General features: G+C 65.9%; 21 protein-coding genes and 1 tRNA gene. 13 read left to right on the top strand and 9 right to left on the bottom strand.

Going from position 1 to position 23431, the window contains the following annotated elements:
• Positions 1–1023 (bottom strand): branched-chain amino acid ABC transporter permease, encoded by a 1023-nt coding sequence (locus tag ATO9_RS09995; RefSeq protein WP_043748001.1) that lies wholly within the window; start codon positions 1021–1023, stop codon positions 1–3.
• 159 nt (positions 1024–1182) lie between these two features.
• A complete protein-coding gene (locus tag ATO9_RS09990; RefSeq protein ID WP_043747998.1) occupies positions 1183–2529 on the bottom strand; it encodes a substrate-binding protein in 1347 nt (448 codons plus the stop codon).
• 215 nt (positions 2530–2744) lie between these two features.
• On the opposite strand from ATO9_RS09990, the gene ATO9_RS09985 reads away from it, so the two are divergent.
• The 5 genes from ATO9_RS09985 (at position 2745) to ATO9_RS09965 (ending at position 8840) form a co-directional block, all read left to right on the top strand.
• Entirely contained in the window at positions 2745–4076 is a 1332-nt protein-coding gene (locus tag ATO9_RS09985) for a short-chain fatty acyl-CoA regulator family protein (protein ID WP_043747995.1), read from the top strand.
• A gap of 134 nt (positions 4077–4210) precedes the next feature.
• Positions 4211–4579, top strand: a complete 369-nt coding sequence (locus ATO9_RS09980; RefSeq protein ID WP_043748656.1) for a response regulator transcription factor — start codon at positions 4211–4213, stop codon at positions 4577–4579.
• Complete coding sequence (locus tag ATO9_RS09975) at positions 4576–4878, top strand: hypothetical protein (protein WP_043747990.1); 303 nt, start codon at positions 4576–4578, stop codon at positions 4876–4878. Before ATO9_RS09980 ends, ATO9_RS09975 begins: the two co-directional genes overlap by 4 nt.
• The gene (locus ATO9_RS09970; RefSeq protein WP_043747988.1) at positions 4878–7559 is read left to right on the top strand and encodes an ATP-binding protein; all 2682 of its coding nucleotides are present in this window, start codon (positions 4878–4880) and stop codon (positions 7557–7559) included. Before ATO9_RS09975 ends, ATO9_RS09970 begins: the two co-directional genes overlap by 1 nt.
• A gap of 75 nt (positions 7560–7634) precedes the next feature.
• Positions 7635–8840 carry a FliM/FliN family flagellar motor switch protein gene (locus ATO9_RS09965; protein ID WP_162183068.1) on the top strand — a complete coding sequence of 402 codons (1206 nt, stop codon included), beginning with the start codon at positions 7635–7637 and terminating at the stop codon, positions 8838–8840.
• Positions 8841–8882: 42 nt separating this feature from the next.
• Here ATO9_RS09965 and ATO9_RS09960 read toward each other — a convergent pair whose 3' ends face one another.
• The 4 genes from ATO9_RS09960 to ATO9_RS09945 all read right to left on the bottom strand — a co-directional run bounded on the left by ATO9_RS09960 (position 8883) and on the right by ATO9_RS09945 (position 11146).
• Complete coding sequence (locus tag ATO9_RS09960) at positions 8883–9302, bottom strand: protein tyrosine phosphatase family protein (RefSeq protein ID WP_043747986.1); 420 nt, start codon at positions 9300–9302, stop codon at positions 8883–8885.
• Positions 9303–9311: 9 nt separating this feature from the next.
• Positions 9312–9743, bottom strand: coding sequence for a DUF6691 family protein (locus ATO9_RS09955; RefSeq protein ID WP_043747984.1), 432 nt, complete (start codon positions 9741–9743; stop codon positions 9312–9314).
• Positions 9743–10177 (bottom strand): YeeE/YedE family protein, encoded by a 435-nt coding sequence (locus ATO9_RS09950; RefSeq protein WP_043747983.1) that lies wholly within the window; start codon positions 10175–10177, stop codon positions 9743–9745. Before ATO9_RS09950 ends, ATO9_RS09955 begins: the two co-directional genes overlap by 1 nt.
• Positions 10178–10282: 105 nt before the next feature.
• A complete protein-coding gene (locus ATO9_RS09945; protein ID WP_043747981.1) occupies positions 10283–11146 on the bottom strand; it encodes an MBL fold metallo-hydrolase in 864 nt (287 codons plus the stop codon).
• Between the two features lie 304 nt (positions 11147–11450).
• Here ATO9_RS09945 and ATO9_RS09940 point away from each other — a divergent pair, with 304 nt between their 5' ends.
• Positions 11451–11666, top strand: coding sequence for a hypothetical protein (locus tag ATO9_RS09940; RefSeq protein ID WP_043747978.1), 216 nt, complete (start codon positions 11451–11453; stop codon positions 11664–11666).
• Positions 11667–11905: 239 nt separating this feature from the next.
• Positions 11906–13954, top strand: a complete 2049-nt coding sequence (locus tag ATO9_RS09935; RefSeq protein WP_043747975.1) for an enoyl-CoA hydratase-related protein — start codon at positions 11906–11908, stop codon at positions 13952–13954.
• Between the two features lie 19 nt (positions 13955–13973).
• Here ATO9_RS09935 and ATO9_RS09930 read toward each other — a convergent pair whose 3' ends face one another.
• Positions 13974–14189 carry a hypothetical protein gene (locus tag ATO9_RS09930; RefSeq protein WP_043747973.1) on the bottom strand — a complete coding sequence of 72 codons (216 nt, stop codon included), beginning with the start codon at positions 14187–14189 and terminating at the stop codon, positions 13974–13976.
• A 166-nt stretch (positions 14190–14355) separates the two neighbouring features.
• Here ATO9_RS09930 and ATO9_RS09925 point away from each other — a divergent pair, with 166 nt between their 5' ends.
• The gene (locus ATO9_RS09925; RefSeq protein ID WP_043747971.1) at positions 14356–14634 is read left to right on the top strand and encodes a DUF2312 domain-containing protein; all 279 of its coding nucleotides are present in this window, start codon (positions 14356–14358) and stop codon (positions 14632–14634) included.
• Positions 14635–14698: 64 nt separating this feature from the next.
• Here ATO9_RS09925 and ATO9_RS09920 read toward each other — a convergent pair whose 3' ends face one another.
• Positions 14699–15574: a hypothetical protein gene (locus tag ATO9_RS09920; protein ID WP_043748651.1), complete on the bottom strand. Its 876-nt coding sequence runs from the start codon at positions 15572–15574 to the stop codon at positions 14699–14701.
• A gap of 92 nt (positions 15575–15666) precedes the next feature.
• Between ATO9_RS09920 and ATO9_RS09915 the strand changes: the two genes are divergently transcribed.
• Both ATO9_RS09915 and ATO9_RS09910 read left to right on the top strand, forming a co-directional pair.
• Positions 15667–17352: an ABC transporter permease gene (locus ATO9_RS09915; protein ID WP_043747969.1), complete on the top strand. Its 1686-nt coding sequence runs from the start codon at positions 15667–15669 to the stop codon at positions 17350–17352.
• A gap of 55 nt (positions 17353–17407) precedes the next feature.
• A tRNA-Thr gene (locus ATO9_RS09910) sits at positions 17408–17483 on the top strand.
• 269 nt (positions 17484–17752) lie between these two features.
• On the opposite strand, the gene ATO9_RS09905 is transcribed toward ATO9_RS09910, so the two are convergent.
• Positions 17753–19009 (bottom strand): capsule assembly Wzi family protein, encoded by a 1257-nt coding sequence (locus ATO9_RS09905; RefSeq protein ID WP_162183067.1) that lies wholly within the window; start codon positions 19007–19009, stop codon positions 17753–17755.
• Positions 19010–19324: 315 nt separating this feature from the next.
• On the opposite strand from ATO9_RS09905, the gene ATO9_RS09900 reads away from it, so the two are divergent.
• The 3 genes from ATO9_RS09900 (at position 19325) to ATO9_RS09890 (ending at position 23426) form a co-directional block, all read left to right on the top strand.
• Positions 19325–20911, top strand: a complete 1587-nt coding sequence (locus ATO9_RS09900; RefSeq protein WP_043747967.1) for an AMP-binding protein — start codon at positions 19325–19327, stop codon at positions 20909–20911.
• 103 nt (positions 20912–21014) lie between these two features.
• Complete coding sequence (locus ATO9_RS09895; protein WP_043747965.1) at positions 21015–22154, top strand: zinc-binding dehydrogenase; 1140 nt, start codon at positions 21015–21017, stop codon at positions 22152–22154.
• Positions 22155–22262: 108 nt separating this feature from the next.
• Positions 22263–23426, top strand: a complete 1164-nt coding sequence (locus ATO9_RS09890) for an NADH:flavin oxidoreductase/NADH oxidase (RefSeq protein WP_043747963.1) — start codon at positions 22263–22265, stop codon at positions 23424–23426.
• Positions 23427–23431 lie beyond the last annotated feature (5 nt).

The raw sequence follows: 23431 nt of genomic DNA, 5'->3' as shown, positions 1-23431 counted from the left end.
TTAGTCCTCCATCACGCCTTTTTTGCCCATCAGGCCGCGCGGACGCGTCAGCAGGACAATGATTGCAACGAGGTAGATGATGATCTGGTTGATGCCGGGGATCGTGGTGGTCGCCCAGGTGGTGGATGCGAACGCCTCGAGGATGCCCAGCAGGAAGCCCGCGAGAACAGCACCGGGCAGGGACCCCATGCCGCCGACGACCACGACCACGAAGGACAGCACCAGGAAGTCCATGCCCATGTGGTAGTTCGGCGCGTTGATCGGCCCGTACATCACGCCCGCCAGGCCCGCGATCGCAGCGGCCAGGCCGAACATGATGGTAAAGCGGCGGTCGATGTCGATGCCCAGCAGCTGCACGGTCTCGCGGTCGGCCATGCCGGCCCGCACGACCATCCCGAAGGTGGTGAATTGCAGGAAGGCGAAGGCCCCGCCGATCAGCAGCAGCGAGAAGGCGATGTAGCACAGGCGCCAGATCGGGTAGGCGATGTTCAGCCCGACCGCGCCACCGACCGAAGCGACACCGGACAGGGCGTCGGGGGCGGGGGTCTGGATCGGGTTGGCGCCGAAATAGAACTTGATGATTTCCTGCAGGACGATGGCCAGGCCGAAAGTCACCAGGATCTGGTCGGCATGGGGACGCTTGTAGAAATGCTTGATGAGCCCGCGTTCCATCACGTAGCCGACGACCAGCATGATCGGGATCGCGAAAAGGATCGCCAGCGGGACCGACCAGTCGATGATGGTGGCGCCGACCTCCGGGCCGAACCAGCTTTCGATATAGGGGGTCTTCACTTTCAGGGGGTTGCCCAGAAAGTCCTTCTGCGTCGGGTCGACGGTCTCGAAGCTGAGGTTCAGCAGCTTGGCCAGCGTGACCGAGCAGAAGGCGCCGATCATGAACAGCGCGCCATGGGCGAAGTTCACAACGCCCAGCGTGCCGAAGATCAGCGTCAGGCCAAGGGCGATCAGCGCATAGGCCGACCCTTTGTCGAGGCCGTTTAGGATTTGCAGGATGATGGCGTCCATTGTCCCGTCCTTTGGAATCACAATGGCATGGTGCATGGAAAACCACGCACCCTACCGGGAAAGCCGCGTCTTGCGGGGGGTGGGGATGCGTCAGGTCCGCATCCGTCGATGGGGTGGGGCGCGCGCCGCGTCAGGCTGCGCGCGCCCCGATCTGTCCGATCAGGCGCCCGGGTTGCACTCGCCCAGGGTGCCGCCGGCGAACATCGGGTGGTCGGGTGCATATTCGACCTGCGCGCGCGGCGTGACCTCGACGACCTCGAGAAGGTCGAATTCGGAGGTCGGGTTTTCCTTGCCGCGCACAACCAGAACGTCCTTGAAGCACTGGTGATCTTCGGCGCGGTACAGGGTCGGGCCATTGCCCAGACCGTCGAATTCGAAGCCTTCCAGGGCTTCCACGACGGCGCAGGGGTTGAAGGACCCGGCACGGGCCACGGCGTCTGCATACAGCAGGGTCTGCACGTAGCAGGTATGCGCGGCCTGGGACGGCGGGAAGCCGTACTTGGTGCCGAAGGATTGCACGAACGCCTTGGAGCCTTCGTCCTGCAGGGACCAGTGCCAGTTGGTGGAACCAAGGATACCCTTGATGTTCTCACCTGCACCACGGGCCATCAGGCGGGAGAACAGCGGAACGACGATCTCGAACTGCTTGCCGTCGATCATCTTCTCGCGCAGGCCGAACTGAACAGCGTTGGTCAGGGAGTTGACCATGTTGCCGCCGTAGTGGTTCAGGACCAGCACGTCGGCGCCGGAGTTCAGGACCGGGGCGATGTAGGACGAGAAGTCGGTCTGCGCCAGCGGCGTCAGGACGTTGTTCACGGTTTCCCAGCCCAGGGCCTCGGTCGCGGCCGCGATCGATTCCTGCTGGGTCCAGCCCCAGGTGTAGTCCGCGGTCAGGTGATAGGCCTTCCGGTCGGAGCCGTACTGGCTTTCCAGCACCGGTGCGAGCGCCGCGCCGGACATGTAGCCGTTGAAGAAGTGACGGAAACCGTTCGCCTTCTTGTCCTTGCCGGTGGTGTCGTTGGAGTGGGTGAGGCCGGCCATGAAGATGACGCCAGCTTCCTGGCAGAGGCCCTGCACGGCGATCGCCACGCCGGAGGACGAACCGCCGGTGATCATCACGGCGCCGTCTTTTTCGATCATCGACTTGGCAGAGGCGCGGGCGGCGTCCGACTTCGTCTGGGTGTCGCCGGTCACGTATTCGACCTTCTTGCCCAGGATGCCGTTGCCTTCCAGCGCCTTGGAGCTGAACGTGTTCAGCATGCCGCCATCGCCTTCACCGTTCAGGTGCTCGACGGCCAGTTCATAGGCGCGCAGCTCGTCGGCGCCCTCGTCTGCATAGGGGCCGGACTGGGGCACGTTGAAGCCCAGGGTCACGGTGTCGCCTTGCGGGGCGTTGGTGAAGCCGGCGTGGCTGGCTGCGGACAGGTAGGTCGGCAGCGCGAGCCCTGCACCTGCAATAGCCCCGGTCTTCAGCACGCCACGGCGTGACATGGTCGTCTTGGTCATGAGTTTCCTCCCGAATGTGTTGGTCGCGGCACGCCTCCTCAAGCACGCCGCCGGCACATTAGTGCAAAGACTTTATCGCAGGGTCGAGGAAAATCGCGCAACAACTCCCTTTAACTAATGGATTTTTTTGTAAACAAATGCACAATACATTGGTATGCATTGTAAAGAAATTATTTCGCACTGCAGAAAGCCGTTGAAACCTCGGAGGAAAAGCCATGCCACGATCCGGATTGACCGGCAGCCGGATTCGCGAAAGACGCGAAGTGATCGGCATGCGCCAGGCGGAATTGGCGCGACAATCCGGAATATCGGCTTCCTACCTGAACCTGATCGAACACAATCGCCGCAGAATCGGCGGGAAATTGCTGCTCGACATCGCCGGAGTCCTGGGTGTCGAGCCTGCGCAGCTCTCGGAAGGGGCCGAGGCTGCTTTGACCGCCACCCTGCGCGAAGCCGCCGCCGAACGTCAGCTCGACAGCTCTGAAACCGACCGGGTCGAGGAACTGGCGGGCCGTTTTCCCGGCTGGGCGCGGTTGCTGGCCGACCAGCACGCGCGCATCGGCCAGCTGGAACAATCGGTCGAGGCCCTGACCGACCGCCTGGCCCACGACCCGCATCTTGCCGCCTCCCTGCACGAGGTCCTGTCGACCGTCACCGCCATTCATTCGGCCTCGTCCATTCTCGTGGAAACCAGGGAACTGGAACGCGAATGGCGCGACCGGTTTCACCGCAACATCCACGAGGACAGCGCCCGCCTGGCCGAAGGCGCGCAGCGCCTGGTCGATGAACTCGATGCCGGCACCCGGCAGGATGCGACGGGCCATTCCCCGCAGGACGAGGTGCAGGCCTTTCTCGACACCTCCGGCTGGCACTTCCCCGAACTCGAAACGGGGCAGGGCGCGGCAAAGGTCCTTGGTCGGGCCGAGATGGGCACCGGCGTCGCGCAGGACCTGCTGCGCGACCGGCTGGAGGGGCTGGCCGACGATGCCGCCCGGCTTCCGCTCGACGACCTGCTCACCGCGCTCAAGGCCGAGCGCGCGCTGGAGGATGCGCCGCCCGAAGGTCCCGACCCGACCGACCTGGCCCAGCGGCTGGGCGTCGGGGCCGATCTGGTCATGCGCCGCCTCGTGGCCTTGCCCGCCGATCTGCGGGCCGACCTTCTGCCGGCGGCCCCCGGTATCGTGGTCGCCGATGCCTCGGGCACCCTGCTGGAACGGAGAGAGGCCGAAGGCTTCCCGCTGCCCCGCTACGGCGCGGCCTGTCCGCTCTGGCCGCTCTTCCAGGCGCTGCACCGGCCCATGCTGCCCCTGCGCCAGGTGATCGAGATGGCCGGCCGGGCCGAGGGCACCTTCGTCACCTATGCGCTGGCCGTGCCGCGCCAGACGCCGCGCCCGGACGAGCCACCCAACTTCCGTACCCACATGCTGATCTGGCCGGCCACCCGTCCCGCGGGCCGGGTGCCGCGCGTCGGCGTGACCTGCCGTATCTGCCCGCGGGAAAACTGCACCGCCCGGCGCGAACCCTCGATCATGGCAGAACGTCGCTGACCGCGCCGCAGGGCAATCCGCCATGGCCCCACGCGAAAATGCCGCGGATTCGCTTTTGACAGAAAGGGTGGGAAGACGGATAACAATTCGATAACAAGAATATCAGGTTGGCGCTGACGGGAGGGGAGGACCAGATGGCCAAGAACGTTCTGGTGATAGAGGACGAACCCAATATCATCGAAGCCATCAGCTTTATCCTGTCCCGCGACGGATGGCGCGTCGCCACGCATTCCAACGGGGTGGATGCGGTCAGCGCGGTGCAATCGCGGCGGCCCGATCTGGTGATCTTGGACGTGATGCTGCCGGGGCGGTCCGGCTATGACATCCTGCGTGACCTGCGTGCCGCGGCCGAAACCGCGGACCTGCCGGTGCTGATGCTGACCGCGCGCGGCCAGACCAAGGACCGCGAGATGGCGCAGACGTTGGGCGCCAGCCGCTTCATGTCGAAACCCTTCTCCAATGCCGAGGTGCTGGAGGCCGTGAACGACCTGGTCCGCCCATGAGCAAGCGGCGCCAGCCCCTGTTCCTGGCGCGTCATTCCTATCGCCAGCGTCGCCTGGCCGACGCGGCGCGGCTGCTGCCGATCCTGGGGGCGATCCTGATGGCGATCCCGCTGCTCTGGCCGCAAGGCGAGGCGCCGGGCACGCCCACAACCTCCATCGCCATGATCTACGTCTTCGGTGTCTGGCTGGCCCTGATCGCCGCGGCCGCGCTGCTGGCACGCCGCCTTGAACCGCAGCCCGGACCGGAAGAGGACGGGGCAGGGCAGGCCACACCACCCCAATCGCAGTCGGAGGTGTAATGGCCTCCCTCAACCTGCTGATCGCGGTCTGTCTGGCCTATGTCGCATTGCTGTTCGTCGTGGCCTTCGGCGCCGAACGTGCGGCTTTGCGCGGCAAGGCGGCCTGGCTGCGCTCGCCGCTGGTCTACACGTTGTCGCTGTCGATCTATTGTACTGCCTGGACCTTCTACGGCGCGGTCGGCTACGCGGCGCGGTCCGGCATGGAATACCTGACGATCTATATCGGGCCGTCGCTGGTCATGGTCGGCTGGTTCTGGGCGGTGCGCAAGATGGTCCGGATCGGCCGGTCGCAAAAGATCACCTCGGTCGCCGATCTGATCTCGTCGCGCTACGGCAAGTCGAACCGCCTCGCCGTGCTGGTGACGATCCTCGCCGTGGTCGGCACCACCCCCTATATCGCGCTGCAATTGCAATCGGTGACCCTGTCGGTGGCCAGCTTTTCGCAGGCCGATGCGGCGGCGCGGCCGCTGGGCGATCAGAACTCCACCGCCTTCTGGGTCGCGGCGGGACTGGCCTTCTTCACCGTGCTGTTCGGCACCCGCAACCTCGATGCCAACGAACGCCATCACGGGGTCGTCATGGCCATCGCGGTCGAGGCGGTGGTCAAGCTGTTCGCGCTGCTGGCCGTCGGCATCTTCGTGGTCTGGGGGATCAATGGCGGGATCGGCGACACCTTCGCCCGCATCGACGCCTCGCCCCTGGGCGACTGGCAGATCAAGGGCGACCGCTGGGCCGGGCTCACCTGCCTGTCGGCGGCAGCCTTCCTGACCCTGCCGCGGATGTTCCAGGTCCTCGTCGTCGAGAACGAGGAGGAGCGGCACCTACGCACCGCCTCCTGGGCCTTCCCGCTCTACCTGCTGCTGATGAGCCTCTTCGTCGTGCCGATCGCGGTGACGGGGCTGGCGCTTCTTCCTGCGGATTCGAACCCTGACCTCTTCGTGCTGTCGGTGCCGCTGGCGCTTGGCAATAACGGGCTGGCGCTCTTGTCCTTCCTCGGCGGGTTCTCCTCGGCCACATCCATGGTGATCGTCGCCTCCATCGCGCTGTCGACCATGGTGTCGAACCACATCGTCATGCCGATCTGGCTGTCGACGCAGGGCGGCGGCGCGATGGTGTCGGGCGATGTCCGCCACGTGGTGATCCTCGCGCGTCGCCTGTCGATCATCGGCGTCCTGCTTCTGGGCTACCTCTATTACCGCATTTCCGGCGGCAGCACGGCGCTGGCGGCCATCGGCCTGATCTCCTTCTCCGGTGTGGCGCAGTTCCTGCCGGCGCTGATCGGCGGGCTGTTCTGGCGCGCCGCGAACCGCATCGGCGCGCTGGCAGGCCTGATCCTGGGGGGCACGCTGTGGCTCTGGTGCCTGTTCCTTCCCAGCTTCGGGCCCGACGTGATCCTGCCCGCCTCGGTGCTGGAAAGCGGCCCCTTCGGCATCGGCTGGCTGCGGCCCTGGTCGATGTTCGGCATCTCCGGGATGGACCCGCTGGTGCATGGCGTCTTCTGGTCTCTCCTGCTGAACACACTGGCCTTCGTCGCCGGCTCGCTCTTCACCTTCCCCACGCCGATGGAACGGTTGCAGGGCGCGCAATTCGTCAATGTCTTCGATCATTCCGCCGCCACCCGAAGCTGGTCCGGCGGCATGGCGCAGAGCGAGGACCTGATGATCATGGCGCAGCGCATCGTCGGCGCGCAGGAGGCGCAGGCGCTCTTTGCCCGCGCCGCGCAGGCCCAGGGACTTCAGGGCTATCTGCCCGAACCGACGCCGGAATTCCTCCAGATGCTGGAACGCGAACTGGCCGGATCGGTCGGCGCCGCCACGGCGCACGCGATGATCGGGCAAATCACCGGCGGGGCCAATGTGTCGGTCCAGGACCTGCTGGCCGTTGCGGATGAAACTGCGCAGATCATGGAACATTCCTCCCAGCTCGAGGCGAAATCGGCTGAACTTGCCCGCACCGCCCGGCAATTGCGCGCCGCCAACGAAAAGCTGACCGCCCTGTCGGTGCAGAAGGACGCCTTCCTCAGCCAGATCAGCCACGAATTGCGCACGCCCATGACCTCCATCCGTGCCTTTTCCGAGATCCTGCGCGATACCGAGGGGCTCGATGATGCGGGCAAGGCAAAATATGCGGGTATCATCCACGGCGAGGCGATCCGCCTGACCCGGTTGCTCGACGATCTGCTCGACCTGTCTGTGCTGGAGAACGGGCAGGTGAACCTGAACATCCGGCAGGGCGGCCTGAGCGAGATCCTGGACCACGCCATCGCCGCGACCGGGGCCGAGACGGGGCGCATGGTCCTTGTCCGCAAGGGTCTGAACGACGTGACGCTGAATACGGACATGGACCGGCTGGCCCAGGTCTTCATCAACCTGATCGCAAATGCGCAGAAATATTGCGACGCCGACCACCCGGTCCTGACCATCGATACGCAGGTCAAGGACGGGCAATTGCTGGTCGATTTCATCGACAACGGAACCGGCATCGGGGCCGAGGCGCAGGATGTGATTTTCGAGAAATTCAGCCGGATCGGTGACCAGCAGGCTGGCGGCGCGGGCCTCGGACTTGCCATCTGCCGCGAGATCATGGCCCGCCTCGGCGGGGCCATCCTCTACCTGCCCGGTCAGCAGGGGGCGGCATTCCGCGTCCGCCTGCCGCTGCCCGTCCGCATGGCCGCGCAATAGGTCAGTTTCCGCACCTGCATCAATAGGATGGTAACCAAGTGCCGCCTAATGTGCCGATATGGGTGCGGAAAAGATGTGCTGGAGTTGATGGAACAGGGCTCTCCCAATTCGGTGTTGCGACGCAAGGCAAGTGCGGCGCGGGAACAATGGCAGGCGCGTGCAATGACGCCGGCCAAGGCACTGCGCCTGTCTCTGGCGCGGGCCGCCGATGACCTGTGGGATCTCGCCCTCGCGGCAACCGGCATCGCGCTGGCCGAGGAAACCGCCGAAGCCATGCTGGAAAGCCTGTCCGACGATGGTCTGATCTGCCTGCTCGACGGGCCCGAAGGGGCGGTCGGCGCCATGCTGATCGACTTCCCTCTCGTTGCGGGCCTGATCGAGGCGCAGACCATGGGCCGGGTCTCTCCGCAGGTGCCGGAATCCCGCCGCTCCACCCGCACCGATGCCGCCATGATAGCGCCGCTGATCGATGATTCCCTCGGACGTTTCGACGCCATGCTGGACGAGGTCGGGGTTGCCGCCTGGTCGCGCGGTTACCGCTTCGGCTCCATGATGGAATCGGTGCGCATGCTGTCGCTGGCGCTGAAGGCGACCGATTTCCACGTTTTCCGCTTCTCCATCGACCTCGCCGCCAAGCGGGAAGGGGAGGCGGTGTTGATCATGCCCGTCCCCGAAGTGGTGGTCGCGGATGTCCCGGATGCCCAGGCCGGGGCCAACCGGCTTGAGGCGCAGGTGCTCAGCGCCCCGGCGGAACTGGATGCGGTCCTGTTCCGCATGACGGTGCCACTTTCGGCCGTCAGCCAGCTCAAGCCCGGCGAATGCCTGCCCATCCCGCGCGACGCCCTGGCCGACACCGCGCTCGAAAGCCGCACGCATCACCGGGTGGCCACCTCGCGACTGGGTCAGATCAACGGGATGCGCGCGGTGCGCTTGAACCTGCCCAACGTCATGCCTGCCTCCTCCCCGGCCTCGGGGCCTGCAGCGGCGGAAGAGGCTCCGGCTCAACTGGCGTCCGATCTGCCCGGCATCGACCTTCCCGGCCTCGACCTGCCGGAGCCGGAACCCGAAATGCCCCCAATGCCGGCGCCGATCCCCGAACCGGCCGAGGAAACGACGGACGACCTGCTGGGCGATCTGCCCTCGCTCGACGATCTGCCCGGCCTGGGCGATTTGCCGGACCTGGGCGATTTCCCCGCCATGGGTGCTTCGGACAACGAAGAGGCGCCGGAGCTGCCAGAGCTCGGCGCCTTCCCGATGGCGTCCCTGCCGGAAATCGACTGAAGCGATCAGTCGCCCCGGCAAGTCACCTGATGTCCAGACGCGTCAGCCCTGTTCCAGGCGCGGCCGCAGGCCCGACAGGTCGTAGCCCGCATCGGCGGCAGTCTTGAGGATCTCGTCTGCGCTCATTCCTTCGGCCGCGCGGGCCAGGGACCAGATCACCGTGCAACGGGTGCCCGAGGCGCAATAGGCCAGGACCGGCCCCTCGGCGCTCGCCACGGCCTCTTCCTGCAGGGTGATGTTTTCCGGCGTCATGGTCTGGTGCGTCAGCGGGATGCTGACGAAGTCCAGCCCTTCGGCCTTGACCGCCTGTTCCATCGCCGCCGCCTGCAATTCGGGCGGGTTCTCGGCGTCGGGGCGGTTGCAGATGACCTTGGTGAACCCCGCCGCCTTGATCGCACCGATATCTTCGGGGGCGATCTGGGGGGTCACGGAATAGCGGGGGGTAACGGTGCGAATATCCATGTCGGGACGTTATTCCGCCGGTACCATACTGTCCAGACGCGCCCGGACAGAGGGCGCGAACAACATGCCGACACCCATCGAAAGCACAAAGACGAGGCCCTCGATCCCGCCAAAGCTGAGGGAGGCGATGGACGGCCCCGGGCACAGCCCGGCCAGCGCCCAGCCCATGCCGAACAGCACCGACCCGATGATCAGGCGACGGTCCAGCTCCGGCATCGGGGCGGGCGGAAACTGTCCGCCTGCGATCGGCCGCATCGACCGGGTCATCCGCCAGGCGACCATCATCGGCAGGATCGCCCCGCCCATCACGAAGGCCAGCGTCGGATCCCAGGCGCCGAACACGTCCAGCCAGCCCTGCACCTTGTTGGTGTCGGTCATGCCCGAGATATAGAGCCCGGCGCCGAACAGGGCCCCGGAGAGAAGCGAGAAGAACAGGCGCATCAGATCACCCCCAGCAGATGGCGGAAGGCGACCATGGTCAGGCCCCCGGCCAGAATGTAGAAAACCGTGGCGATGATGCCGCGGAACGAAAACCGCGAGATCCCGCAGACCCCATGGCCCGAGGTACAGCCATTGGCCAGCCGCGTGCCGACGCCCACCAGCAGGCCGGCGGCGATCAGAACGGCGATGTTGCTGGTCGCGTTGGTGTCGGGGGTGCCGACGAACGGCATCAGCAGGACAGGGGTCACGAAGACACCGGCCAGGAAGACGATCCGCTGCCACATGTCGCTGCGATCCGCGCGGCCCGATCCGTCGACCAGCCCGCCGACGATGCCGCTGGCGCCCATGATCCTGCCATTGCCCAGCAGGAAGACGGCGCCGGCCAGGCCGATCAGAAGGCCTCCGATCAGGCCCATGATCCATTCAGGTTGCATACCTGTTTCCTTTCAAAGTCCGTTGAGGCGCGCCCCCGGGGCAGGGGGCGCGGTGGCGGGTTCGCATCCGCCGATGAGGGGTGAGGGTGGAAAAGGGGCCCGGGCTTACAGCTTGTTCACGGGCACCTTGAGGAAGACGTCGCCTTTTTCATCCGCCGGCGGCATTTGTCCTGCGCGCATGTTCACCTGCAGCGAAGGGATGATCAGCTTGGGCATGGCCAGGGACGCATCACGCTCGTCGCGCATCTTGATGAAATCCTCGGCCGACTTGCCGCTGCCGACATGGATGTTCAGCGCCTTCTGCTCGCCGACCGTGGTTTCCCAGGCGTATTCGTCGCGACCCGGTGCCTTGTAGTCGTGGCCCACGAAGATGCGGGTCTCGTCCGGCAGGGCGAGGATCTTCTGGATCGAGTTGAACAGCATCTCCGACGACCCGCCGGGGAAGTCGCAGCGCGCCGTGCCGAAATCCGGCATGAACAGCGTGTCGCCCACAAAAGCGGCATCGCCGATCACGTAGGTCAGGCAGGCCGGCGTGTGCCCCGGCGTGTGCAGCACGTCACCGCGCAACTGGCCGATGTGGAAACTGTCGCCCTCGACGAAAAGCTTGTCGAACTGAGACCCGTCGCGCTGGAACTCGGTGCCTTCGTTGAAGACCTTGCCGAACGTGTCCTGCACCACGGTGATACGGTCGCCGATCCCGATCTTGCCGCCGACCTTTTCCTGGATATAGGGCGCGGCAGAGAGGTGGTCGGCATGCACATGGCTTTCCAGAAGCCACTGAACGTCATAGCCTTTTTCCTGCACGAAGGCGATGATCGCATCGGCGGACCGGGTGTCGGTCCGACCCGAGGAATAGTCGAAATCCAGGACGGAATCGACAATCGCGCAGGCGCTGCCCGCCGGGTCGCGGACAACATAGGAAATCGTGTTGGTGGCCTCATCGAAGAAGGCGGTCACTTCCGGGGACATGGGTTACTCCAATCTCTGTTCGAAATTACATATATCATTTATTGAATGCGTTGCAAGGGGGGCTGTGAGATAATCGTTTTGGTTGAGCGAAAACAAACCAACGCAACCGAAATGGGGGATTGCGTGATGGACTTTGCCGACAGCTTTGCTATCCTTCCTTCAGTGCTGCATCGCTTGGGAGGGATGGTTGCAGCGCTTTTCCGGCATCTCGTTGGCATGCCTTGACATGGGGGCAAGGATCAATCGTTCGGTCAGGGTGCGCTCGCGTCCCTGGTTCGGGCACGGAACACGGAGGAGAGACGACATGAATGCCGATCAGCTTGATCACATCACCAATACACTGATCTCGGACATCACGGCCCAGGTGCCCGGTTCGCGTCACCACTACCTTGACCGCGTTCACGAGGTCATGGGCGCCTATTCAAGGGCCGGTCGCGCCGCGCCCGGGTCCATGCGGCGCCTGCTCGAAGAGCTTACGACCGAGGCCGTCGAGGCCCGGTTCGATAATATGCCGGTCTGACCGGCACCGGGCCGGCGGTCCGTCTTCTATGCAAAGTCACGGTTGTCGGACAGGATGTTCGGCAGCCGTTTTCTTTTCTCCCCATCCAACGTAATAAATTGAGTGATCGGTAAGGTTCTTCGGCAATCATGTTGTTAATATTGTTGACCTTTGCGCAACAATTTTGGCATTAACCGTGACACTGTCCTGAATTCGGCAAAAAGTTCGAACGGGACGTAGGGGTAGAAAAGGCAAAAGCGTTGGCAGCTCAGGTCAACTACAGCGTCCGTGCGCGCGTTGCGGTCCTGCGGGTGGAAAATCCGCCGATCAACGCGTTGTCCGTTGGCACAAGACGAAAGCTTTCGGCGGCCCTCGACCGGGCGGCGGCGGATGACGGTGTCGACGGCGTGGTGATCTGCGGCCCGGCCGGCAGTTTTGCCGTCGGCATCCCGCTCAAGGAACTCGAAGCCGAGGCCAAGGCGCCGCGCCTTTCCGAGCTCTGCCTGCAGGTCGAACGGATGGAAAAGCCCGTTGTCGCGCTGATCGACGGCCATGCCGCCGCTGCTGGTCTGGACCTTGCATTGGCCTGCCATGCCAGGATCGCCACCCTCAAGGCCCGCATCGGCCTGCCGGACCTCGCCATCGGCCTGCCGCCACAGGGCGGGGCGACGCAGCGCCTGCCGCGTCTTCTGGGCGCCGACGCGACGCTCGACCTGTTGCTTAATGCCCGCGCCGTGCCGATCAACTCCGCGCCGCTCCAGGCATTGTGCGACCGCATGGTCAAGGGCGCCGTCGCCCTGGACGAAGCCGTCGATTTCGCCGCGGAACTGGCCCGTGACCAAAGCTGGCAACGCAGCTGTGACCGCGAGGACGGGCTGTCAGACCCGGTCGCCTACCAGCGCGCCATCGCCGCCCGCCAGACGGCCCTGGGCGACAAGGCAGGCCAACTGGAACGCGATATCGTAGAGGCCGTGGCCGCCGCCCAGCTGCTCCCCTTCGAGGCCGGTATCGCGCTCGAGGAAACCATGTTCGAAGAGGCGCTGACCTCTCCGCGGTCCCGCGGTCTGCGCCGCGCCAGGTGGAGCGAGAACCATTGCAACCGCCTGACCGGTCGCACTTTGCCGGGTGTCACCCGCTATGCCGTGGCGCCTGCGACGGTCGCCACCAGTCGCCTGACCGGGGCGATCCTGCTGGCCGGCGGCACCGTCACCGTGATCGACCCGAACCCGATCAAGGCGGAAACCATGTGCAACGACGTGATCCGCCATGTCCGCCGCGCGGTTGAGGCCCGCAATCAACCCCCGGCCGTGGCGGACCAGATCCTCAAACGCCTGACCGCGACCTCCTCCACCGGCGCCCTGGCGCAGGCCGAGGTGATCTTTGTCGACGGCCCGGACGAGGCCGACGCGACCCGCAAGCGCCTGCACAGCCTGGCACCCGGTGTCGGCCCCTCTGCCGTGCTGCTCTGCCTGACCGATCACCTGGATTGCAGTGCGCTCGCCCCGCCAGAGCTGCGCGGACGGGTCATCGCCCTGTCCTATGCCGACCGCGATTTCCCCGCCCGCCTGGCCGAACTGGGCATCGGCGGCGACGTCACCGAAAGCGCCATCGCCACCGCGCAGGCCGGTCTGTGGAAACTCGGCCGGCTCCTGCTGCGCAGCAAGCCCGGGGGCGTCATGCTGACCCAGACGATGGGCGACACGATCCTGTCCGCCGCCGACGCGCTGATCCGCGCCGGCCTCGCCCCGGCAGAGATCGACGCGGCCATGCGCGCGCACGGCTATCGTCGCGGCGCCTATGACCTGGCCGCGCGCCAGAACGGCCCGGCCTACCTGTCCCGCAGCGCCGCCGCCAGCCGGGCAGAGGGGCTGAGCCATCTGTTGATCAACGACCGCATGGCCGCCCGGTCCGAAGGGCGCGACACTCAGCCGCTGGTGCAACTCGCGGATATCGCGCGCGGCGACGGGATGCGGGACGCACCCGACCTGACCCGCCCGCAGGACATCGCGGGGGCCATTCACGCGGCACTTGTCAATGCGGGCTGTGCGCTGATCGCCAATGGCCGCGCCGCGCGGCCGATGCATGTGGACGTGGCCCTGCTGCAGGGCTGGGGCTATCCCCGCGACACAGGCGGCCCGATGAGCGAGGCGGACCAGATGGGCCTGTTCGCCGTGCTGCGCCGCTGCCAGATGCTTGCTCAGCTGGATGCCGACCTCTGGACACCGCATCCGCTGCTCGTCCAGTTGCAGCGCAATGGCCGACGGTTCCAAGAGCTTGACCTCGGCGGCCGCGCGAAACTCGCCGCGTAACCGTATCGGGGCGGGGCGCCTAGCCGAAGAAGATGCCCAGCACGACCACCATAAGGCCGACCACCGACAGGAACAGCGCGCCCAGGTTCAGCGGCACCACCTTGCCGACCTCGGCCCGCAGCGCGTCATCGTCCAACCCTGCGCGTTTCGCCCGGGCGACGCGGGCGATGCAGTAGATCAGCCCCGCCATCCCGGCGACAGAAATCGCGGCTCCGATCCAGATGAGGATTTCCATGGCATTTGCCCCCGGTTTGCACGCATCCCGCGCCGAATGATCCGGCCTTCGCCTAAGCCATCGCAGGCCGCTTGCCAAGCCCCGGACAGGGCGCTACTCAGGCCCACAGACCGACCGGGGCGGCCCGCGCCCGCCCACCCGCGTGACCTAGCAGGAGCTTCAGGCGATGACCGACAATCCCGACGTGATGGAAAACAGTGGCGAGGCGAATTACCGCGTCACCGCAAACGAACTGCGCCAGTTCATCGAACGCTTCGAACGGCTCGAGGCCGAGAAGAAGGACATCGCCGACCAGCAGAAAGAGGTGATGGCCGAGGCGAAATCGCGCGGCTACGACACCAAGGTGATCCGCAAGGTGGTCGCGCTGCGCAAGCGCGAACCCGATGACATCGCCGAGGAAGAGGCGGTTCTGGAAATGTACAAGGAAGCTCTGGGAATGAGCTGACCCGCCTGCGCCCGGCTCGGACCGGGCGCGGCACCAGGGCGCGGGTCAAAGCGCCCGCCATGGCTCAGGTGGTGATCAGTTTCACCCCGTCCATGGCCTCGATCACCTCCATGTCCGCCTCGTAAGCCTCTGACACGTCGTCATAAACTTCAGCAGGCCAGGGCGGATATTCCAAGTCTTCCTCTAGCGCCTCGTCGTCCGCGTACTTGTCCAGGAACGCCGCCATGGCGCGGTGCTTCTGCGCCTCGGTCATCACCGGATGGGCCTTCAGGTAGGCGCGAAAACGTTTCATGCCTTCGCGCGACATGATCTCGGTCAGCAGGTCGAACCCGCCCTTGATCTTCTCCCCCGGCTCCAGCCCGGCCATCTCGCGGATGATCTGCGCCCAGATCAGCGGGGTATCCTCGTTGCACCAGACGGTGACCGGCATGTCGGGGGCCACGCCCTTGATCCGCTCGATCAGCCGCGACCAGCGAAGCTCTCGCGGGTCCGACCCGTTCAGCACCCGTTCCAGCGCCACGCCGGCCGATTGCGCATGCACCGCCGGAATGAACGTGCCGGGATCGCGCATGCCCAGGAACAGCTCGATCTGATCGCCGGGGAACAGCTGCCGGAAATCGGCGATCCGCTGTTCGGCGGTCGGGTAGAATTGCCCGTCGCTCATCGACATACGCGGCATGCCGAAGAAATTCTCGTTGCTCAGGATGACCCGGTCGGCCTCGTCATCTTCCAGGATCGCGTCCAGCAGGATGTCGCGGGCATCCTCGGCGGGCGGGCCGTTCTCCAGCGCGTGCAGCGCTTCGCGGATCAGGACACGGTAGCGCACGGGCGAGGGCACGGACACGCCGCGCGCCAGGAAATCATCGCGATTACGGGCCAGTGTGGTGACCAGCTGGCCTTCATCCGTGCAATGAGCGCCTAAATGGAGGACGATCTGCATGGCCGTCATCTCCTTCCGGTCTGGGGTTGCTCTGGCATGGGATTATATTGGATCGTCTGGACAGTAAAACCCGTTTCGGGCAACAGGCACATATGGCCGCATTATCAGACCCCTCCAACCGACGGACAAAACCGCGCCTGCCCTCGCTCTGGTCCGCGGGCGCGGCGCTGATTGCGCTGGTCGTGGTCGCGCCGATCCTCGCCGTGGTCTGGATCGCGCTCGCCCCCAGCGTGGCCGCGCTGACGGGGCAGGGCGAAGGCGCCTCGGTCTGGGCGCAGCTCTGGGCGACGACCCTGCCGCGCTACCTGCGCACCACGCTGATCCTGATGTTCGGGGTGGGCGCGCTGACCGCGCTGATGGGCACCGGGGCCGCGTGGCTGGTGGCGCGCTACCATTTCCCCGGCTCGCGCTGGATCCAGTGGGCGCTGCTGATGCCTCTGGCCGTGCCGGCCTATGTGGGCGCCTATGCCCTGGTCGATTTCCTGGAATATGCCGGCCCGGTGCAGACCTTCCTGCGCGGGCTGATGGGCTGGACCAGCGCCCGCGACTACTGGTTCCCCGAGATCCGGTCGCTGGGTGCGGCGATCCTCGTCATCTCGGCGGCGCTTTACCCCTACGTCTACCTGCTGACCCGCGCCGCCCTGCGCGAACAATCCGGCGGCGGAGAGGAGGTCGCGATGTCCCTCGGCGTCGGGCCCTTCGCCCGGTTCCGCCGTGTCGGCCTGCCGTTGGCCCGTCCCGCCATCGCCGCCGGCGTCGCCATCGTGATGATGGAAACGGTCAACGATTTCGGCACGGTCGATTATTTCGCCGTGCAGACGCTGACCACCGGCATCTTCACCACCTGGCTCGAAAGCAATTCCGCCGCCGGGGCCGCGCAGATCGCCTGTGTCGTGCTGGCCCTCGTCGTGGCGCTGCTGCTGATCGAGAAACTCTCGCGCCGCCGCTCGCGCTTCTACATGCTCTCCAGCCGCCACCGTCCCGTCGTGCCCCGCCGCCTGACGGGGAGCGCGGGCTGGACCGCGACCGCGCTCTGCCTCGTGCCGATCCTCGCGGGCTTCGTGCTGCCCGCCGCGGTGATCCTGTCCCATGCCGTCGACAACCTCGATGCCTGGGCGGATCGCGGGTTGCTGCTGGCGCTCTGGCACACCGTGTCGGTCGGCGGCGTCGCGGCGCTGGTCACCGTGGGTGCGGCGGTCTTCCTGGTCTACGGCGTGCGCCTGTCCGGCATGCGCCTGCCGCGCCAGCTGATGCCGGTCACGACGATCGGCTACGCGGCCCCCGGCGCGGTGCTGGGCGTCGGCATCCTGATCCCGCTGGCCCGCCTCGATCACGGCCTCGCCGACGGGGTCGAGGCGCTGACCGGCCAGGATATCGGCCTGATCCTCACCGGCTCCGCCTTCGCGCTGGTCCTGGCCTATTCCGTACGGTTCTTCGCCATCGCCCAGGGCGCGGCAGACGGTGCGTTCGGCCGCGTCTCGCCCTCGCTGCCCATGGCTGCACGGTCCCTCGGCCGAAGCCGCGGCGGCGTCCTGCGCGAGGTCTACGCCCCGCTGGTGCGCGGCTCTCTCGCCTCCGCGCTGCTGCTGGTCTTCGTCGACTGCGTCAAGGAGCTCCCCGCGACCCTGCTCCTGCGCCCGTTCAACTACGACACGCTGGCCACCCGCGTGCATGAACAGGCCAGCCTTGAACAGCTCGGCGAAGCCGCCCCCGGCGCGCTCCTCGTCATGGCCGTCGGACTGGTCGCCGTGGCGTTCCTGGCCCGCGCCAACCGCTGATCGGAAAGCTCTTGATCGGGTGCCCAACAGCGCGTAGACACGCGCCACCAAAGATGCCCCTATAGCTCAGCTGGTAGAGCAACTGATTTGTAATCAGTGGGTCCGCGGTTCGAGTCCGTGTGGGGGCACCACTTCTCAAGGTAAGAGATTGGTATCGCATCGGATCATTGCTGTTTCTGGGAGCCTTTAAAGGCACTTCCGAGACCATTTTGCCTGCGTCCGCCTGGTTCGGCTGAAACTCTGATCCTTTGCGATTCCGAGACGTTATTGGTGCCTGTCAGCGGCGGCCTCATCGTGACACGCCGAAAACCTGACGTCCGAATTTTGCTCGGCAAAATGAAGTGCTTGTTCAGTTCAAGCCTTGCGATCACTCAATTAAGGGCAAGTTCCGGAAATAGTTTCAGAACTTCCTGGATGCCATCAGGCCCAGGCTGACACCGCTGGGGATCGCGGCATTGTCCAGGTCGAAGCTCTGGTAATTGACCGTGCCGCTGATCGACAGGTCGTTGCGTTCCCAGGTCATGCCCAGCGACCCGGTCCAGCCTTCCTGGCGCGTGCTCGACAACCGGTGCGTGGCCAGGCCCGTGCCGTTGATCAGGACATGGCCGACGGAGTAGTCCATGCTCAGCTCGCTCGACAGCTGCGTTTCGCCGAAAAGCTCGATCGACCTGCCCTCACTGTCGATGGGGGCGCCCATCACCGTGTCGTAGTTGGTGTATTTGTAGGTGTTGTTGTTATAGGCCGTGTTGGGGGCGCAGAACCCGCCGGGGCTGCGGCTGGCGCGGGTGTCGATATATTCCACGCCCAGCACCGTGTTGCGTCCGCCGATCGTCCCTGACCATTCCGCGCCGCCCAGGTTGATGAAGCAATAGGGCAGGCCGGCGGCTTCGTCCTCTCCGATCAACTGGCCGTAGATGCGGATCGGCGCTACCTCTTCGGGCAGGGTGTAGGACAGGCCGAACCCGGCCAGCTGGTCCACGTTGGCGGCAGCGCCGACATTGGTGTTGTTGAACAGCGCGTCACGGAACCCGGTGAACCCGTTGTCGAAGCCCTTGCCACCCCAATGCGCGGTGCGCACGAATTCCAGTTCCAGCCCGCGGATCGGTTCCAGCGTCAGGCGCATGCCCATCACTTTGGAGTCGGCGGGGTTCACGGTGCTTTCGGTCCAGCCGTTGAAGAACTCGAACGACCAGGGGCCGACCCAGGACAGGACCGAATTGGTCGGCGCCTCGTCCGAGCCCAGCTTGATATAGGCCGAGGGCATCGGCCGCGCGTTCTTCGACAGGATCAGCGAGGTCCGGCGCGAGAAGGACCAGTTCCGCTCCACCGCGCCGACGCCGAACGTGGCATTGCCGACGCTGTATTCCACGAAGGACCCGTCGTAATTCAGCTCAAGGTCGTCATCCACGTTCAGGTTGACCTGGGACGAGAAACCGCCATTGGCGAAACGCAGCGCCACCCCGGCCTCGGCTCGGTTGTCGGTTCCCAAGCGTTCGCGCTGGTAAAGGTAGGGATCGCTGACGCCCGCGGCCCAGGCCTCGCCTGAAAAACCGCTCTGCTGCGCGGTGGCCTGCGTCGCACAGATGATCGACACCGCGGAGGCACCGCACATGGCCAGGACCCTGGCCGAACGGCCCAATACATTAATCTGTTTCATGTCACCTGAACCGTTGCTGCTCTTGCGTTGCAGGATGAAATCATTGTGGCGGACTGGTCCGCTCTGCGTTGCAGAAATCTTATGACAACCCTGAGTATAACGGTTTACTTTTTTGTGGGCATCGGCGGCATTTCGCACTCTTTGGGGGAAGGTGTTGAAATAATGCCGCAATAACCGACCAATTCCGCAACTTGCCTTGGCCGGATGCCGCGCCGCGGCCCGGCGCACCGCCTTTCTGGACAACCGCGCCGCCGTGACCGATGCTGCCCCAACAGCGCCCGGAGGGAGACCGGGCCGAAGAGGGAGGACACCGCCGTGCCGACAGAGGCAGCCCTGGACCGCGATCGCGCGGTCCTGCGATACATGCTCGACCGCCATGCAGAGGAGCGTGGAGAGGACACCTTCGTTCATTTCCACGACGGCCCGGTCTGGAGCTATGCCGAAACCCGCGACCGCGTGCGCCGCCGCGCCGCCGCCCTGCGCGCCGAAGGGGTGGGGCAGGGCGATCCGGTCCTGACCTTCCTCGGCAACGGGCCGGAACTGCTGACCACCTGGTTCGCGATCAACTATATCGGCGCGGTCTACGTGCCACTGAACACCGCGCTGGTCGGCGGCGCGCTGGAACATGTGCTGGGCGATTGCGGCGCGGCGCTGATGGTGGCGCGACCGGACCTCGCCGAGCGCATCGCCGACATCGCCCCCGGCACCCTGCAACGCGTCCGCCTGGTCGAAGAGGACGGCGCCCCCGCCTTGCCCGGCCTCGACGTGCGCCGCTTGGTCGATCCCGAGACGCCCGGCGACCTCTCCCTCGACCGGCCAATCGAGCCCTGGGACACCCAGGCGATCATGTACACCTCCGGCACGACCGGCCATGCCAAGGGCGTGCTCTCCAGCTACACGCAGCTCTACACGATGGGGCCAGATGCCTTCGACTGCGTCGGTCCGCAGGATCGTTGCATGATCTGCGGCCCGATCTTTCATTGCGGATCAACGCTCTATGTCTACGCAATGCTGGCGCGCGGCCTGTCGATCGCGATGATGTCGGAATTCAAGACCGACCGGTTCTGGCCTGCCATCCGCGACACCGGATCGACCTTCGCCCTGCTCTTGGGCGTGATGGCGGCCTTCCTGCTCAAGGCGCCCGCGCGCCCCGATGATCGCGACCACCCGCTGACCCATGTCTTCATCGTCCCGTTCGGGGAGGACGGGCCCGCCTTTGCCACCCGGTTCGGCGTTGATGTCTGGACGATCTACAACATGACCGAGATCTCCTCGCCGCTCCATGCCGGTCCCATCCCGCCCGAGGACGGCCTGCAGCAGAAGGGCCTCGCCGGCACCCTGCGGCCCTGGATGGAGGCGCGGATCGTCGACGAGAACGACATCGAACGCCCGCGCGGCGAGACCGGCGAACTGATCCTGCGCTCCGCCCGGCCCTGGGCGCTGATGCAGGGCTACCTGAACCGCCCCGACGCCACGGCGCAGGCGATGCGCAATGGCTGGTTCCACACCAGGGACAGCTTCCGCCAGGACGAGGCCGGGCGCTTCTATTTCGTCGATCGCGCCAAGGACGTGATCCGACGGCGGGGCGAAAACATCTCCTCCTTCGCGCTGGAGGGCGAGGTGCTGGCCCATGACGATATCCGCGAATGTGCCGCCGTCGCCGTTCCGTCCGAGGATACCGAGGACGAGGTGCTGATCGTCGTCACCCCGGTGGCCGGGCGCAGCATCGACGCGGCGGCGCTGGTCGACTGGCTCACCCCCCGGGTGCCGCACTTCATGGTGCCCCGCTATGTCCGGGTGATGGAGGATCTGCCAAAGACCGCCAGCGGCAAGGTGCAGAAACACGTGATGCGCCGTGATGGCGTCACCGACGACACCTGGGAGAAACCGAGGCGCAGATAAGCGTCGCGCAGAATGGTATACCGTTGCGCGATGAGCAAATACCGGTCTATGATCGCGAAAAATCCGCGCCGGAGGGGCGCGCGGACAGGGAGGAAAGACCGACATGCTGACCAGCAAGGCCATGGTGCTGAGGGAGTTGGGCTTGCCCGCGCCCTACGCGGAAAGCCAGCCGCTGCAAATCGAGACGATCTCGCTTTTGCCCCCGAAACCAAGCGATCTGGTGGTCAAGGTGATGGGCGGTGGCCTGTGCCATTCCGACCTGTCGGTGATCGACGGAACCCGCGGACGCACCGTGCCCATGGTGATGGGCCATGAAGGCGCGGGCGAGGTGGTCGAGGTCGGTGGTGGCATCGACGACGTTCGCCCCGGTGACAAGGTGGTATTCCAATTTGCCCCGTCCTGCGGGCGCTGCTCCATGTGCCAGTCGGGTCGGCCGCAGATTTGCACGACCTCTGTTGCGGCCCGCGCCGCCGGGGCGCTGCTGTCGGGCGGCACGCGGGCGCGCGGCGCGGACGGGGAAGAGCTTTTCCACCATACCGGCATCTCGTGCTTTTCCGAATATGCCGTGGTCAATCGCGGCTCCGTCGTGGTGATCGACGATCCGATCTCGGCCGTGGATGCCGCCGTCTTCGGCTGCGCGGTGATGACCGGCACCGGGGCCGTGCTGAACACCGCCCGCATCGCGGCGGGCGAGTCGGTGGCGATCTTCGGGCTCGGCGGTGTCGGGCTCTGCGGTGTGATGGGGGCCAAGGCCTCGGGCGCGGAAACCATCATCGCCATCGACCTGACCGAGGCCAAGCGCGACAAGGCGCTGGAGCTCGGCGCGACCCACGCCTTCGATGCTACCGACCCGGAGCTTGCCAGCAAGGTCGCCGACCTGACCGGCGGCGGGGTCGACGTGGCCGTCGAACTGGCCGGCGCGGTCAAGGCAATGGAAAGCGCCTATGCGGTGCTGCGCCGGGGCGGGCGTCTGGTCACGGCCGGGCTGTCGCCGATGGGGGCGCAGTTCTCCTTCGAACACGGGGACCTGGTGTCGAACGAAAAGGCGGTGATCGGCTCCTACATGGGATCCTGCGTACCGGTGCGCGACATCCCCCGCTTCCTCAAGATGTTCCATTCCGGGGCGCTGCCTGTCGACAAGCTGATCGACGGTTATCTCGGCTTCGAGGACATGAATGCAGGATTTGACCGTCTGGCCCAGGGCAAGGCACTGCGCCAGATCCTGGCGCCCCACGGCACCTGACCGATTGAACGACACGGACTGGCCGCCACGCCGCCAAAGACCCGGCAGAACCGGGCCAAACAGAACCGGCCCAAACACGAAAACGTCCCGATCCAGCAAAGGACAGCCATGACCCAGCCCTCTCTCTTCACGCCGCTCACCATTCGCGGTGTCACGCTCGCCAACCGCGTGGTGATCCCGCCCATGGACATGTACTCGGCCGAAGATGGCCACGTGACGGATTTCCACCGCACACATTACGGCAAGTTCGCCTTCGGGGGCGCCGGGCTGATCTTTGTCGAGGCGACCGCCGTCACCCGCACGGGTCGGATCACCAATGGCTGCACCGGCATCTATTACGACAGCCACGTCGATGCCTTCCGTCCGATCACCGCGCAGATCCGCGACATGGGGTTCAAGTCCTGCCTTCAGCTGGCCCATGGCGGGCGCAAGGCCTCGACCCAGCGGGCCTGGCAGGGCAACGGGCCTCTGACCCAGGAAAACCTTGATGCCGGGGACGAGACCTGGACGCCGCTCGCGCCCTCCGCGCTGGCCTTCACCGATGGCTGGCTGGAGCCGCGCGCCATGACACGCGCCGATATGGACGAGGTGCGCGACGCCTTCGTCACCGGGGTGGGGCGGGCGATGGATGCGGGCTTCGACATGGTCGAGATCCACATGGCCCACGGCTACCTGCTGCAAAGCTTCCTGACCCCGCTCGCCAACAAGCGCGACGACGAATATGGCGGATCGCTGGAAAACCGCATGCGCTTCCCGCTCGAGGTCGCCCGCGCCGTCCGCGCTGCCCTGCCGGAGGACGTGCCGCTCTTCACCCGCATCTCTGCCACCGACTGGATCGACGGCGGGTGGGAACCCGAAGACAGCCTCGTCCTCGCCGCCGCGCTGAAAGAAGCCGGGGTCGACGTGGTCGATTGCTCTTCGGGCGGCAACATGGTGCATGGCGCCACCAATTCCAACCTGACGCGCGGCCCCGCCTACCAGGCCCATTTCGCCCGCCAGATCCGCGAGGAAACCGGGCTGATGACCCAGGCCGTCGGCTTGATCCGCACCCCCGAACTGGCCGAGGAGCTGCTGCAATCCGGCACCGCCGACCTGATCGCCATCGGTCGCCAGGCGCTCTTCAATCCCTACTGGGCGCACCACGCCGCCGAAACCCTGGGCTGCACCAACTGGGACCACTGGCCCGCCCCCTATTCCTGGTGGCTGTCCAAGTGGAAACGTGGCCTCGCCTCGATGGAGGAAACCCCGATCCCGGGGCAGGGGGCCGCATGACCGCG

This window comes from Pseudooceanicola atlanticus (assembly GCF_000768315.1).
Classification (GTDB): domain Bacteria; phylum Pseudomonadota; class Alphaproteobacteria; order Rhodobacterales; family Rhodobacteraceae; genus Pseudooceanicola; species Pseudooceanicola atlanticus.
This window is presented reverse-complemented; position numbering and strand designations above follow the sequence as displayed.